The organism is Nibrella viscosa, assembly GCF_039541875.1.
In the GTDB taxonomy this organism is placed as follows: Bacteria; Bacteroidota; Bacteroidia; order Cytophagales; family Spirosomataceae; genus Nibrella; species Nibrella viscosa.
Genome location: NZ_BAABHB010000005.1, coordinates 374,458 through 387,780 on the forward strand (window position 1 = coordinate 374,458; position 13,323 = coordinate 387,780).

Annotated in this window: 14 protein-coding genes; 10 read left to right on the forward strand and 4 right to left on the reverse strand. The window is 54.2% G+C overall.

The features are described 5' to 3' along the window. Positions 1 to 75: 75 nt before the first annotated feature. The 3 genes from ABD931_RS15425 to nagA all read left to right on the forward strand — a co-directional run bounded on the left by ABD931_RS15425 (position 76) and on the right by nagA (position 2,691). Entirely contained in the window at positions 76 to 729 is a 654-nt protein-coding gene (locus tag ABD931_RS15425) for a DedA family protein (protein ID WP_345268645.1), read from the forward strand. A gap of 90 nt (positions 730 to 819) precedes the next feature. Then, positions 820 to 1,563 (forward strand): shikimate dehydrogenase family protein, encoded by a 744-nt coding sequence (locus ABD931_RS15430; protein ID WP_345268647.1) that lies wholly within the window; start codon positions 820 to 822, stop codon positions 1,561 to 1,563. A gap of 12 nt (positions 1,564 to 1,575) precedes the next feature. Then, positions 1,576 to 2,691 (forward strand): N-acetylglucosamine-6-phosphate deacetylase, encoded by a 1,116-nt coding sequence (gene nagA, locus ABD931_RS15435; protein ID WP_345268649.1) that lies wholly within the window; start codon positions 1,576 to 1,578, stop codon positions 2,689 to 2,691. 4 nt (positions 2,692 to 2,695) lie between these two features. Here nagA and ABD931_RS15440 read toward each other — a convergent pair whose 3' ends face one another. Continuing rightward, complete coding sequence (locus ABD931_RS15440) at positions 2,696 to 2,914, reverse strand: cysteine-rich CWC family protein (RefSeq protein WP_345268651.1); 219 nt, start codon at positions 2,912 to 2,914, stop codon at positions 2,696 to 2,698. A 38-nt stretch (positions 2,915 to 2,952) separates the two neighbouring features. Beyond that, positions 2,953 to 3,294, reverse strand: coding sequence for a hypothetical protein (locus tag ABD931_RS15445; protein ID WP_345268653.1), 342 nt, complete (start codon positions 3,292 to 3,294; stop codon positions 2,953 to 2,955). A gap of 185 nt (positions 3,295 to 3,479) precedes the next feature. On the opposite strand from ABD931_RS15445, the gene ABD931_RS15450 reads away from it, so the two are divergent. After that, a complete protein-coding gene (locus tag ABD931_RS15450; RefSeq protein ID WP_345268655.1) occupies positions 3,480 to 4,463 on the forward strand; it encodes an alcohol dehydrogenase catalytic domain-containing protein in 984 nt (327 codons plus the stop codon). Between the two features lie 4 nt (positions 4,464 to 4,467). On the opposite strand, the gene ribD is transcribed toward ABD931_RS15450, so the two are convergent. Continuing rightward, entirely contained in the window at positions 4,468 to 5,517 is a 1,050-nt protein-coding gene (ribD, locus tag ABD931_RS15455) for a bifunctional diaminohydroxyphosphoribosylaminopyrimidine deaminase/5-amino-6-(5-phosphoribosylamino)uracil reductase RibD (protein WP_345268657.1), read from the reverse strand. A 171-nt stretch (positions 5,518 to 5,688) separates the two neighbouring features. On the opposite strand from ribD, the gene prmC reads away from it, so the two are divergent. The 4 genes from prmC to ABD931_RS15475 all read left to right on the forward strand — a co-directional run bounded on the left by prmC (position 5,689) and on the right by ABD931_RS15475 (position 8,642). Beyond that, positions 5,689 to 6,537: a peptide chain release factor N(5)-glutamine methyltransferase gene (gene prmC, locus ABD931_RS15460; protein WP_345268659.1), complete on the forward strand. Its 849-nt coding sequence runs from the start codon at positions 5,689 to 5,691 to the stop codon at positions 6,535 to 6,537. Between the two features lie 82 nt (positions 6,538 to 6,619). After that, positions 6,620 to 7,594 (forward strand): AAA family ATPase, encoded by a 975-nt coding sequence (locus ABD931_RS15465; protein WP_345268661.1) that lies wholly within the window; start codon positions 6,620 to 6,622, stop codon positions 7,592 to 7,594. A gap of 259 nt (positions 7,595 to 7,853) precedes the next feature. Continuing rightward, positions 7,854 to 8,177: a thioredoxin family protein gene (locus ABD931_RS15470; RefSeq protein ID WP_345268663.1), complete on the forward strand. Its 324-nt coding sequence runs from the start codon at positions 7,854 to 7,856 to the stop codon at positions 8,175 to 8,177. Between the two features lie 21 nt (positions 8,178 to 8,198). After that, positions 8,199 to 8,642, forward strand: coding sequence for a pyridoxamine 5'-phosphate oxidase family protein (locus ABD931_RS15475; protein ID WP_345268665.1), 444 nt, complete (start codon positions 8,199 to 8,201; stop codon positions 8,640 to 8,642). A 6-nt stretch (positions 8,643 to 8,648) separates the two neighbouring features. Here the strand turns inward: ABD931_RS15475 and ABD931_RS15480 are convergent, their stop codons facing one another. Further along, positions 8,649 to 10,217, reverse strand: coding sequence for an MBOAT family O-acyltransferase (locus tag ABD931_RS15480; RefSeq protein WP_345268666.1), 1,569 nt, complete (start codon positions 10,215 to 10,217; stop codon positions 8,649 to 8,651). A gap of 224 nt (positions 10,218 to 10,441) precedes the next feature. On the opposite strand from ABD931_RS15480, the gene ABD931_RS15485 reads away from it, so the two are divergent. Together ABD931_RS15485 and ABD931_RS15490 are read left to right on the forward strand one after the other, a co-directional pair. Further along, positions 10,442 to 11,788 carry a DUF58 domain-containing protein gene (locus ABD931_RS15485; protein WP_345268748.1) on the forward strand — a complete coding sequence of 449 codons (1,347 nt, stop codon included), beginning with the start codon at positions 10,442 to 10,444 and terminating at the stop codon, positions 11,786 to 11,788. A gap of 24 nt (positions 11,789 to 11,812) precedes the next feature. Next, on the forward strand, positions 11,813 to 13,270 hold the full coding sequence (locus ABD931_RS15490) for a M20 family peptidase (protein ID WP_345268667.1): 1,458 nt from the start codon (positions 11,813 to 11,815) through the stop codon (positions 13,268 to 13,270). Positions 13,271 to 13,323 lie beyond the last annotated feature (53 nt).

Sequence of the window (13,323 nt, forward strand, 5' to 3'; positions counted from 1 at the left end):
TTGAAGTTTGACGTTAGAAGCTGCTATAACGTAAACATTAAACCTTAAACCTCAAACCTTAAACCTCAAACGTTCATGGAACTCATACATTCGCTCCTCGACTTTCTGTTGCACCTGGATCGTTACCTGGATACCTGGGCAAACGAATATGGTGTGCTGTTATACGGTATCCTGTTTCTGATCGTGTTTACGGAAACGGGGCTTATTGTGATGCCGCTGCTGCCGGGCGATTCGCTGCTGTTTGCGGCCGGAGCCCTGGCTGCCCGTCCCACCAATGATCTTAGCGTCTGGGTAATTATTCCGCTGCTGATCGGGGCAGCCCTGCTGGGCGACAACGTTAACTACTTTGTCGGCAAGTTTCTGGGCAACAAGATCAAAATGCGGGAACGTATCCTGTTTTTCAAACGGGAATACATTTCAGAGACGGAGAAGTTCTACGCCAAGCATGGTGGTCGCACGGTGATCATCGCCCGGTTTATTCCCATTGTGCGCACCATTGCGCCCTTCGTAGCTGGTGCCGGTAGTATGGAATACGGCCGCTACATTCGTTTCTGTATCGTGGGTGCCATCGTGTGGGTGGTTAGTATTTCTATGCTTGGCTACTTCCTGGGTAATATTCCGTTTGTACAAAAGAACTTTGAGTTCGTCGTCTTCGGCATTGTGGGAATATCGGTTGTGCCAATGATAGTTGAGGCCTTGAAGCGGAAAATGGGCCGGGCAGCCGTTTAATCCGTTCGTTTTGCTGAATAATTAGTAGCTCTGCTCCGCTAAACCCGCAGCAGGGCTATTTTTGTATCGGAAGCAACCCCATTCCATCTGATGAAACAATTTGGCCTGATTGGCTACCCGCTGACCCACTCCTTTTCCAAAAAATACTTTGCCGATAAATTCGAGCGCGAAGGCATCACCGACTGCCGTTATGATCTTTTCGAGCTACCCGACATTACCCGGTTGCCGGACGTGCTGCAAACGCCCAACCTGCGCGGCCTGAACGTTACCATTCCGCACAAACAGGCCGTCTTCCCCTACCTCGACCGGCTGGACAGCTCGGCCCAGAAAGTAGGCGCGGTGAACGTAATTCGCCTGGAGGACGACGGTACCCGCACCGGCTTCAACTCCGATTACTACGGCTTCCGGCAGTCGCTGGAAGAATGGTTCCGAAACCTTGATGTGAATACCGAAGGGTTGCAGGCGCTGGTGCTGGGTACCGGTGGAGCCGCCAAAGCCGTAACTGTGGTGCTAACCGACCTGGGCATTCCCTACCGGCTGGTATCCCGCACCCCATCTGCCGATAGGCTTACCTATGAGGAGTTACCCCGGGTTATCGCTGATTACCGGCTCATCATCAACACCTCACCCGTGGGCACCTACCCGCATACGGACGAATGTCCTAATCTGCCTTACGACCAACTCACAGCCCAGCACCTGTTGTATGACCTGATTTATAACCCCGCCGAAACGCTGTTCATGCGCCAGGGCCGCGAGCGCGGAGCCGCCACCCACAACGGCCACCGGATGCTGGTGCTACAGGCTGAAAAATCGTGGGAGATTTGGAATGGTTAAGGCGGCACAACTATGCAAACCACATTCCGAAACGCCACCATTTTTACCGGCAGCGAGTTGTTGCCGAACCTGTCTGTTTCTATCGCCAACGGCCGTATTCAGGAAATGTCGGCCGCACCGCTAGACGGTGATGAGGTTGTTGACCTGCAAGGTAACTACCTGCTACCCGGTTTTGTGGACCTGCAACTGTACGGCGGCTCAGCGCACTACCTGAATGAACACCCAACAGCAGAGACGGTCCGGCATATCTACGAAACCCACCGAAAAAACGGCACCACCTCGGTCGTGCCGACGCTGTATTCAACCTCGCATCAGGTGATTTTACAGGCGATTGACGCCGTACGGACCGTGCAGCAGGAGAATCCGCTGGGTGTACTGGGCCTGCACGTGGAGGGGCCGTACATCAATCCGGAAAAACGGGGAGCGCACAGTCTGAACTACGTGCGCCGGCCGAATGAGGCCGAGCTGGAGGAGCTATTTGCCAAAGGCGGGGATGTTATCAAACTGCTCACCATTGCCCCTGAGATCTTCACGGAAGAACAACTTGACAAACTGATAAATGCCGGAACGCTACTATCCCTTGGTCACAGCAACGCCACCTATCAGCAGGCCACCGACGCCTTTAACAACGGCGTTCCATTAGCCACGCACCTCTACAACGCCATGCGGGGGTTTGAAAGCCGGGAGCCGGGCACCGTTGGGGCAATTTTCGACCACTCCAGCGTCCGGGCCAGCCTGATTGCCGATGGTTTCCACTGCGACCCGGTAGCCATCCGGATTGCGCACCAGCAACTGGGCAACCGCCTGTTCCTGATCTCCGACGCCACCTTTGCTAACCCGCCCCGGCCGGAACTAGCCTACGAAGACTTCATTATTCGGTACGAGAACGGGCGCTACACCAATCAGGAAGGTAAACTGGCCGGCTCATCCATCACCCTTCTTGATGCCGTAAAGGTGTGTGTAGAAAAAGCAGGATTGCCGCTACCGGAAGCGTTACGCATGGCATCGACGACACCGGCGGAGATCATTGGCCTGGGTGATACGCTGGGCAAAGTGCAGACCGGCTATGCAGCAAATCTGGTGGTGCTTGACCAGGCGCTAAGAGTGCGGCAAGTGCTGACGGCTTGATCCGCTAGTTGGGTAAAGGCTGCTGAGCGGGTAGATCGGTCGTTTGGCTTTCCTGCAAACACTGGCGGCACAGGCAGCCTTCGTACTGTTCACTAATGTACTGGCGCTGGGCATTGGAGAGCTGAATACCCGCGCATTGGCATTCGTGGATACGCTCCGGCTGGCAGGCAAAGGCTTTGCCGCAACGGGGGCATCGTTTTGTATGGCTGGGCGCTATAGTCATTCTCCTGGCTTTTCTGCTTTAGCCTTTATATCATCGGGCTATTTCTGGCTTGCCCTTTCAATTAGTGCTTTCACTCTTGGCCTAAAGTAAAAGGTATCCGTGGCAAGAACCACTAACGTTGCAATAGCGATTATTAGCATGACCCAAACCATCCGCTTGTATCGACGCTTTATCTCTTCGGGTGCGAGCTGCTTCGGAATCAGATTGTATATAATGGCATTAACAATAGCTAATCCTACCAAGATTAGAATCACCAATTGCTTATCGTTTGCGTCCATAGAGGCTGGCGCAAACAAATTAAGTGTAAACAGCAGTATAAGAAACACATAAGTGATATACTTGGCATTCTTCAGATAGAGTTCTGTTAGATTATGCTTCATAGTCGATTTCTTGCAGATCGTATCATATGTTACGCTACTGTACAAATTTTAGTCATACATATTGTTATTCTTCCACCATGTGTAGCGTCAAGGTAAACGTTAAAATTACAAAAGCTTATTTTTACCGCCATATGTAAGGTGGAAAACTTTCCGCCCTACGCTTAATCCACATAGCCAGACCAGCAATGATGAACGTCGTTGTATTCGACCCGTCTACGGATAACTTTCAGCTTCAGCAGGTATCCGTACCACAACCAGGTGCCCACGATGTACTCGTTCGGGTAGAGGCCTGCGGACTGAACCCGGTTGATGCCAAGATAAACCGACGCAAAAAGTCGCTGCCCAACAACGGAGCCGGCTGGATTATGGGCCTGGACGTTTCCGGCTACGTCGAAGCCGTTGGCCCTGAGGTGCAGGGCTGGCAAGTGGGCGACCGCGTGCTGTACCACGGCAATCTGCAACGGCCCCACGGGGGTTTTGCCGAATACGCCCTGCACAAGGCCGCTACCCTGATACCGCATCCGCATGTAGATGCCGCTACGGCAGCCGCTACCCCCTGCGCCGGCTGGACTGCCTGGCGGGCACTGGTCGACAAGCTGCGAATTACCAGCGACGATTCGATTTTTATTGCCGGGGGTGCCGGTGGAGTAGGCAGCTTTGCCCTTCAGGTAGCTAAACACTTCGGTCTGTTCCCAATTATCACCACCTGTTCACCGGAGAACGAGGAGTACGTGCGGAAACTGGGCGCTACGCATGTGATCGACTACCACGAGGGCCATGTAGCCGAACAGGTTTTGGCTATTACCGAAGGGCGGGGAGTATCGAAAGGTCTGGATGCCGTTGGTCCTGACAATGACATTGATGTGGCTAACGCCCTGCGCTTTGAAGGTGAGATGGTGGCCCTTGTCGGTCTGGTCCGTCCGGACAAATACAAAAATTCGTTTGGACGAGGCCTAGGCTTTCATCAGTTTTCGCTGGGTTCAGCGCATCAGGCAGGGGAGCGAGGGGAAGCCCTGCTCCGGCAAGTGGGCGAAACGTTTTCCAAATTGATAGAAGAAGGCACCATCAGGGTTCCCGTAACTAAAGTAGTTTCGATGGAAGAGGTAGGCCAACTGCTGGTTGGCATGCGTATCCAGGGTGGCCGGGGTAAGATTGTGATGAAAATCTGACACCTCAGGCCGGCCGGAAATGCCGGAGTTCATCTTCCCCAACCGATTCCTGAGCAACTAACCGGCCCTGCACCGCCGGGGCTTTTATACCGACTCCCAACGAGGTCCGGCTGCGGAACACCCGTATTTCGTCCCACAGCCCGGCATCCATGAACGACTGTAGCAGCACCGTGCCCCCTTCGACCAGCACCGACTGTATCCGGCGCTGATACAGATCTGCCACCAACTGAGGGAGGAATTCGGTTTCGGCAGCCAGCCGTACATAGGTGGTCAGATCCGTCACCTCCGATTTCTGCAAATTATACACCAGTGTGGTTTGCGAATTATCGAACAGGTGCAAGGACGAGGGTAGCGCGAGTTGCTTATCAATGACCACCCGCACCGGATTACGGCCCTGCCAGAGCCTGACATTTAGCTGCGGGTTATCGTGGCGGGCGGTGTTAGTGCCGACCATAATGGCGTCTTCTTCGGCCCGCCAGCGGTGTACCAGTCGCCGGGAAAGGGAGCCACTAATAGCTAAGGGTTGATAATCCGGTCCGGCAATGTAGCCGTCGGCGGTTTCGGCCCATTTCAGGATGATATACGGCCGTTGCTTTTCCACGAAGGTGAAGAAGCGCTGATTTAGCTCGCGGCCCTGTTTGGCCAGCATGCCTGTTTCTACGGCAATGCCGGCGGCACGAAGTTTGTCAAGTCCTTTGCCGGCCACCAGCGGAAAGGGATCGTCGTTGCAAACAACAACGCGTTTCACCTGTTTAGCCACCAGCAGGTCGGCGCAGGGCGGTGTTTTGCCGAAATGAGCGCAGGGTTCCAGGGTGACATAAACGGTAGCGTCCGGCAGCAGAATTTCGTCGTAGGGAGCCACCGACCGCATGGCGTTTACCTCCGCATGAGGCTCGCCATACCGCTGGTGCCAGCCTTCACCGATGATGCGCGGCCCGGTCTCCGGCGCTTCGTGTACGATCACGCAGCCCACCAGCGGGTTCGGACTAACCGCCCCCCGCCCGAGCGTTGCCAGCTCCAGCGCACGCTGCATGAAATTTGTTTCAGGTTCCATGTTTCAGAACGAGTGTTTCAGGTTCCAAGTTTCAAGTCTAAAGTTGGTGTCTGCCAGTGAATTTGGCATTAACGTATACAACCCGAAACCTGAAACTTGGAACCTGAAACTTTTTATGCTTGAAACTTCTATTATAAACAACCAGATTTACGCAAAATTAAGCGCACACTGATGGCTACTGCCAGACCAATATATCAACAACTATCGAAAAACATTACGGCCTACCCGCCCGAAGAAGCCCGCGAGATGGCCTTTATGCTGCTGGAACACTACTTCGGCCTGCGCAAAGCCGACGTACTGGCCGACAAAACCCTGCCGCCGAACCGGACCGAACCGGACTGGTTCCGGATTATCGAACGCCTGAACCGGCAGGAACCGATTCAGCACGTGATTGGCACCACCATTTTCTGCGGCCTCGAATTTGAGGTATCACCCGACGTGCTGATTCCCCGACCCGAAACAGAAGACCTGGTGCGGCTCATCATGCACGATTTTGCCGACCGCGAAGAAGTGGTGCGGGTGCTGGACATCGGTACCGGTAGCGGCTGTCTGGCCGTTACGCTGGCCCGTTTTCTGCCGCAATCGGACGTAACCGGCTGGGATGTCTCAGAAGAGGCTCTGGCTATGGCGCAGCGCAATGCCGACAACCTCAAAGCCGATGTTACGTTTGAGCGACAGGACATTTTGAACGTTCCTGCCTCTGAAACCCGACGGTTCGATTGCGTAGTGAGCAACCCGCCGTACGTCACCCGCTCCGAAGCAGCCGATATGGACCGCAATGTGCTGGACTATGAACCCGAGGTGGCCTTATTCGTGGACGACAACGATCCCCTGATTTTCTACAAGGCCGTCGCCAATTTTTGTACGCAGCATCTGACGAAAGACGGAGCCTGTTACGTTGAAATAAACGAACGCTTCGGCGAAGCTACCCGTCAGGTCTTTGAAGAACGTGGTTTCCGCCACATTCAGGTTTACAAGGATATTCACGGCAAAGACCGCAGCATCCGGGCGACGTTTTAACTATCGTTTCAGGTTCCAAGTCTCACGTTAAGGGACTCACTATTAAATTTGAAACCTGAAACCTGAAACCTGAAACTACTAAATGCAATCAGCAACGATAAATTATAACACCAAAATCCGGGATGTCTTTAACGAGATGGGCAAGGTGGTGGTGGGGCAGCAGAAGCTGCTGAACCGCCTGCTCATCGGCCTCTTCACCGGCGGGCATATCCTGCTGGAAGGTGTTCCGGGCCTGGCCAAGACGCTGACCATCAATACGCTGGCCAAAGCCATGCAACTTGACTTTCAGCGAATTCAGTTTACGCCCGATCTACTGCCCGCCGACCTGATCGGCACCATGATTTTTAACCAGAAAACGGCTGAATTTGAGGTAAAACAAGGCCCGATCTTCGCCAATCTGATTCTGGCCGATGAGGTGAACCGCTCACCGGCGAAGGTGCAGTCGGCCCTGCTGGAAGCTATGCAGGAAAAGCAGGTAACCATTGGCGAGGAGACTTTTGTGCTGGACCGGCCGTTTCTGGTACTGGCGACGCAAAACCCAGTGGAACAGGAAGGAACCTACCCGCTACCCGAAGCGCAGGTAGACCGCTTTATGATGAAAGTCTTTGTGGATTACCTGAGTAAGGAAGACGAACTGGAAGTGATGCGCCGGATGTCGAACATGGATTTTGATTACGAGGTACAGCCCATTCTCGACAAGGAAGACATTACCGATATCCGCAACGAGATCAACAAGATCAACATCTCCGAAACGCTCGAACAGTACATCATCGAACTGGTGTTTGCCACCCGCCGGCCGCTGGAATCCAACCTCCGCGACGAAGCCCGGTATATCCAGTTCGGCGTATCACCCCGCGCCAGTATCCACCTGAATCTGGCCGCCAAAGCCCTCGCCTACTTCGACCAGCGCGATTATGTCTTGCCGGAAGACATCAAGGAGGTAGCTCCCGACGTATTCAACCACCGCATCATGCTCAACTACGAAGCAGAGGCCGACGGCGTAACTACCCTACAGGTAATCGACTCCATCCTCCGAAAAGTAGCCATTGGCCGCTAAGTACAACGGTTTTGTAAACCGTTCTCCGAAAGCCCCCCGAAAAACGGTTTACAAAACCGTTGTACTAGGGAACACCTCATCACTCCCGACGTTTTGCAAACCACTTTCCCAAACCAGCGTCAGCAGAACGGTTTGGAAATTCAAATTCCGATCAGGTGACACGCTGACCAAAGTCATGGAATACCGTCCGCCAACCCCGTAATTTTGATTTATTGATACGGAGGGGTTAGCTACGGCCTCTGTTTAGCAAGTAAAAAGTATGGAATCGGTAAAAAAGGCTATACAACGCCCATACCCTCTTCCTGTGGTCCTGCTGGTTTTTCCCTTTGGGCAACCACAGAGCATAGGCGGTAAACCGGCTTCATCACCTGTGGTGGAGGGGTTGAAAAAAGCGGTAGGCAATTACGTTCAGATTACGAAAGTGGATACCGACGCACAGCCGGAAATTACCCGAACATTTAACGTTCAGCAGTTGCCGGCCTTTATCCTGTTCAATCAGGGATTGGAAATCTGGCGGCACGAAGGGGTTATTGACGGACAGACCCTGAATCAGTTGATCCAGCAGAAGGTAGCGAGTTTATAACCTGTTTAAACCCTATACGCCATGTTACGTGAACTTACTTCCGAGGTAGTCGATTCAATCCTCCGCCAGCAGTATTTTGGCCGCATTGCCTGTGCAGCCGACGGACGGGTGCTCATCGAGCCTATTACCTACCTGTTCGACGGCTATTACATTTACGGCCAGACCCGCGAAGGCACCAAAATAGACATGCTGCGCAAAAATCCGGCGGTTTGCTTTGAGGTCGACGAGATGGTCGCGCCCGACATTTGGCGCAGTGTTGTTGTTCAGGGTACATACGAAGAGTTAGCCGGCGACGAACGGGCGTACGTGGAGCAGCGCCTGGGCACCCGCACGCCCCCCCTTTACGCCCACGAAATGCCCCAGTACAACAACGGTCGTAGCGAAGCCGTAGCGCCACCGAAGCACGTAGTGTACCGAATTCACATTGCTACCAAGACCGGCCGCAGCGTTAACCGCAACGAGTAAGCGACCTCAGAACTGGAAGTAAATAAACTGATTCGACGTAAATACCCCGAAGAAGTAGCACAGCAACGCGATGAGTGTAATCACCACATAGAAGCGCAGGGTATTACGCGTCGGAATATACAGGTAATAGTACTCCTTCACCATCAGCGCGGCAATCAGGAAGACGCTGAACCACATTTCGGTTGTGTTCAGAGGTGTGCTAACAGTACTGCTGAGCGACAGCCCGGCTATTTTTCGCAGAATCAGAAAGGCGTCCGACGTGTTCGCGGCCCGGAAGAAAACCCAGGTCAGCATCACCAGCACAAACGTAAACAGGGTATTGCCGATAATCCGCACGATAGCAGGGGGAGCGGCCATAGCACCGGGCGTAGCGGCAAAACCCAGCCGGGCCACTTTAGGGGCTGGGGTTGCGGTAGCCGGTCCGCCTGGTGGGTTGCCGCCGAAACGGTTCAAGAGCTTATCGCGCAGGGTAGCCGCTATCTGGTAAAAGCCGTTCAACCCTCCCCAGATCACATAGGTCCAGTTGGCCCCGTGCCACAGACCGCTGGCCAGAAACACCAGCATCAGGTTCGCGTATTTGCGCCCTTCGCCTACCCGGTTCCCTCCCAGCGGAATATACAGGTAGTCCCGAAACCAGGTCGAGAGCGAAATATGCCAGCGTCGCCAGAATTCGGAGATGGATTGGGCAAAGTAAGGCGCTTTGAAATTCTCCATCAGCGTAAAGCCCATAACGCGGGCCGCTCCGATGGCGATGTCGGAGTAGCCGGAGAAGTCGCAGTAAATCTGGAACGTAAAGAAAAAGGTGGCAATCAGCAGCGTCAGGCCGTTGTGTTGGGCCGGGTCATTGTAGGCGTGGTTCACCACCAGCGCCAGCCGGTCGGCAATGACCACCTTCTTGAAAAACCCGAACGCCATCTGCATCAGCCCCGCCTTTACATTCTCAAAATTGTACGGAAAATAGGTATGAAACTGGTGCAGTACATTCTGCGGCCGTTCAATAGGACCCGCCACCAATTGGGGGTAAAACATAACGTAGAGCGCGTAGATGCCGAAATGCCGCTCGGCTTTCTGGTGGCCCCGGTACACCTCAATGGTATAGCTCATGGCCTGAAACGTATGGAACGACAGACCAATGGGCAGAATACTCATGTTATCCTTGAATGACGAAATACCGCTCTGCCCGAATACGTGCAGCACCTTCACAAAGACCCGGTTCACCAGTGAGGTGATCTCCTGCGCCAGGTGGGGCATACCCAGCCAATCGAATATGCCCGATATGTTTTCGGTGAAAAAGCCGAGGTATTTAAAAAAAGCCAGAATGCCAATGTTGGAGATCAGCGAGATAATCAGCAACCACTTGCGGGTGCGCCCCTCCGTCTTCTCAATCCAGATTCCGGCAATGTAGTCGATCAAGATGGTGAGCAGCAGGATCAGCAGGTACGGCGGCTGAAACACCATGTAGAAATAACAACTGGCCGTCAGCAGCAACACCCACCGGCCCCGCCAGGGAAGGCTGAAGTACGTCAGCGTTACGACAACAAAATAGAGAAGAAACTGAAGCGAATTAAACAGCATGGGGTACAGTAAAGGGCAGTACGCTACCCGTTTCAGCAGGTGATTGCCGGCACCCAAACCGGGGTTTGCCTCCGACCCTAGGCCGGAAAAAACGCTAAGATAACCGGATTTGAAACCGCTTTTACCGAATACCGGACAGAATTGATTAAATGAGCAGCGTCTTCTATCGAATCTGCTCATTCCTCAACAATCTGTTGTATTTTAGCTCCGTTTGCGTGTCGACCCTGTATTGCTTGAAAGCGCTTTATTTCTCCCTCCGCTTCTGGTTGGCCCTGATCGGGCTGGTGCTGCTGTTTGTGGCCGCTTATGCCCTGCCGTTTCTGTTTCCGGTTGCCAGGATAGCCCTGTTTGTCTTTGTGGCCCTGTGCCTGATCGAAGGCGTTATTCTGTTCCGGCACCGAAAGGGCATATTTGCCCGGCGCGACGTCACCGACCGCCTGTCGAACGGAGATGAGAACCCGGTAACCATTTACCTCGAAAACCGCTATACGCTTCCGGTCTACCTGGAGATTATCGACGAAATTCCGTTTCAGTTTCAACGGCGCGATGTGCTGTTCCGCGCCGGCCTGAAACCAAACGAAACAAAGGCCATACGCTACGAGCTGCGGCCCACGCGCCGGGGCGAATACAGTTTTGGGGCGGTAAACGTGTACGCGATGAGTCCGCTGCAACTGGTGAAGCGCCGGTACCAGTTTTCGCAGGATAAACAGGTTGCGGTGTATCCCTCTTACCTGCAAATGCGCCAGTATGAGCTGCTGGCCGCTACCAACCGCCTGAGCGAACTGGGCATCAAGCGCGTCCGGCGGCTGGGACACAGCATGGAGTTTGAGCAGGTGCGGCCGTATACGCGGGGCGACGATGTTCGGACCATGAACTGGAAAGCCACCGCCCGCCGTTCCGGTGCCCGTGGCACCGATCTGATGGTGAATGCCTATCAGGACGAACGCTCGCAGGCCGTTTACTGCCTCATCGACAAGGGTCGGATGATGAAATCGCCATTTGAGGGCCTGACCCTGCTCGACTACGCCATTAATGCCTCGCTGGTGTTGAGCAACATCGCCCTGCTGAAACAGGACCGCGCCGGCCTCCTGACCTTCTCCAACCGCATCGGCCAGCTACTGCCCGCTGAGCGCCGGCCGGGGCATATGCTGAAAATTCTTGAACTGCTGTACCGGCAGAAAACGCGCTTTCTGGAGTCGGACTACGAGGCCCTGTACGCCACCGTGCGGGCGCATATTCGTCAGCGGAGCCTGTTGCTGCTGTTTACCAATTTTGAAACCGTAAATGGGCTGCACCGCCAGTTGCCGTTTCTGCGCCGGCTGGCCAAAGACCATTTGCTGCTGGTGATTTTTTTCGAGAATACCGAGATGGCTGCCCTGCTCAACCAACCGGCCACCAACACCGAAGATGTGTACCAGAAAACGATTGCCGAGAAGTTTGCCTACGAGAAAAAGCAGATCGTCAAAGAACTACAGCAGTACGGCATTCAGACGATCCTGACCGCCCCCCGCAACCTGACGGCCAATACCATCAACAAATACCTGGAGCTAAAAGCCAGGGGCATGATTTAACGCCATCCGTAACAAACCTGATTGATGAAACGCCTGCTTCGCCTGCTGCTATCGGCTCTTTTGGTGCTGATCGTAGTTTTACTGGTCCGAACCATCCTCTTCACGTCCAAACAGCCGGCCAATGTTTCCCCGGCTGCAGCCGTACCCGTCAGTGACTCCGCCGTTGCCCGCCTGGCGCAGGCGTTGCGGCTACGCACCGTTTCTTACGCGGATTACTCCCTGGTAGATACCACGCAGTTCGATCAATTTATCCGGTTTCTGGAGCGCTCCTATCCATTGGTCCACAGCCGGCTTAAGCGCGAGACGTTCAACCAATACGGGTTGCTATACCTGTGGCCTGGCCGTAATCCGGCGTTGAAACCGGTTTTGCTGATGGGGCATTACGACGTAGTGCCCGTTATCCAGGGCACCGAACGCATGTGGAAGCGCCCACCGTTTGCCGGCCTGGTGGAGAACGGCTACATTTACGGCCGGGGTACGCTGGACGATAAAACGACCGTGCTGGGTATTCTGGAGGCCACCGAGTTTCTGCTGCAGTCCGGTTTTCAGCCCGAGCGCACCATCTATCTGGCCTTTGGGCAAGACGAAGAAGCCAGCGGTAATCGGGGTGCCCGCACCATTGCCCAGGCCCTTAGGAGCCGGAATCTCACCTTTGAGTACGTGCTGGATGAAGGCGGCACCATCAAGACAGATGGCATGCCGGGCCTCATCCGGCCAGTTGCCTTAATAGGCATTGCGGAGAAGGGTTATGTGAGCCTGGAACTAAGTGCAGTAGGCAAAGGGGGGCACTCGTCTATGCCTCCTCCACGTACCAGTATCGGGCTGGTAGCCGAAGCGGTAGCCACACTGGAGAAGAACCCGTTTCCGGCCCGGCTGGATGCGGGAGCGAATCACCTGTTCAGCTACGTCGGTCCGGAAATGTCGTTCGGGCAGCGGCTGGTGTTTGCCAACCGGTGGCTGTTTGGTCCGGTTATCAAGCAGATTCTGGCCAAGGGCAACTCCAGCAACGCCATGATTCGCACAACAACCGCACCTACTATTTTTCAGGCCGGGGTCAAAGACAATGTGCTGCCCATCGAGGCAAAAGCCACCATCAATTTTCGGATTCTGCCGGGTGAGACACCGGCCACTGTCGCCAATCGGGTAAGGGAGGTGATTAACAATGAAGAGGTAACCGTTACCGAATTAGGCGTTTTCTCCAGCAACCCATCGCCGGTATCGGACCCCAGGGCGCCGGCTTTTCAACGCTTGAGCCAAACCATCAAAAGCGTTTTTCCGGACGTGATCGTTACCCCTTACCTGGTGGTTGGCGCTACCGACTCGCGGTTCTTCACCGGCTTATCACCTAATGTGTACCGCTTCTTGCCAACCCGGATGAACGACGAAGAAATTAAAAGCGTACACGGCACCAACGAACGCATCCCCATCAGCGACTACAAACAGATCATTCGGTTTTACGCTACGCTGCTGAAAAACAGCTAAACGATTTGGGAGTGGGGATATCGGATTTAACTAGGTCCCACCAAAAATCCGAC

What these genes read in the sequence shown, in the direction of transcription:
- ABD931_RS15425 (WP_345268645.1), top strand. Translation starts at nt 76, where the DNA reads ATGGAACTCATACATTCGCTCCTCGACTTTCTGTTGCACCTGGATCGT.
- ABD931_RS15430 (WP_345268647.1), top strand. Translation starts at nt 820, where the DNA reads ATGAAACAATTTGGCCTGATTGGCTACCCGCTGACCCACTCCTTTTCC.
- nagA (WP_345268649.1), top strand. Translation starts at nt 1,576, where the DNA reads ATGCAAACCACATTCCGAAACGCCACCATTTTTACCGGCAGCGAGTTG.
- ABD931_RS15440 (WP_345268651.1), bottom strand. Translation starts at nt 2,914, where the DNA reads ATGACTATAGCGCCCAGCCATACAAAACGATGCCCCCGTTGCGGCAAA.
- ABD931_RS15445 (WP_345268653.1), bottom strand. Translation starts at nt 3,294, where the DNA reads ATGAAGCATAATCTAACAGAACTCTATCTGAAGAATGCCAAGTATATC.
- ABD931_RS15450 (WP_345268655.1), top strand. Translation starts at nt 3,480, where the DNA reads ATGATGAACGTCGTTGTATTCGACCCGTCTACGGATAACTTTCAGCTT.
- ribD (WP_345268657.1), bottom strand. Translation starts at nt 5,517, where the DNA reads ATGGAACCTGAAACAAATTTCATGCAGCGTGCGCTGGAGCTGGCAACG.
- prmC (WP_345268659.1), top strand. Translation starts at nt 5,689, where the DNA reads ATGGCTACTGCCAGACCAATATATCAACAACTATCGAAAAACATTACG.
- ABD931_RS15465 (WP_345268661.1), top strand. Translation starts at nt 6,620, where the DNA reads ATGCAATCAGCAACGATAAATTATAACACCAAAATCCGGGATGTCTTT.
- ABD931_RS15470 (WP_345268663.1), top strand. Translation starts at nt 7,854, where the DNA reads ATGGAATCGGTAAAAAAGGCTATACAACGCCCATACCCTCTTCCTGTG.
- ABD931_RS15475 (WP_345268665.1), top strand. Translation starts at nt 8,199, where the DNA reads ATGTTACGTGAACTTACTTCCGAGGTAGTCGATTCAATCCTCCGCCAG.
- ABD931_RS15480 (WP_345268666.1), bottom strand. Translation starts at nt 10,217, where the DNA reads ATGCTGTTTAATTCGCTTCAGTTTCTTCTCTATTTTGTTGTCGTAACG.
- ABD931_RS15490 (WP_345268667.1), top strand. Translation starts at nt 11,813, where the DNA reads ATGAAACGCCTGCTTCGCCTGCTGCTATCGGCTCTTTTGGTGCTGATC.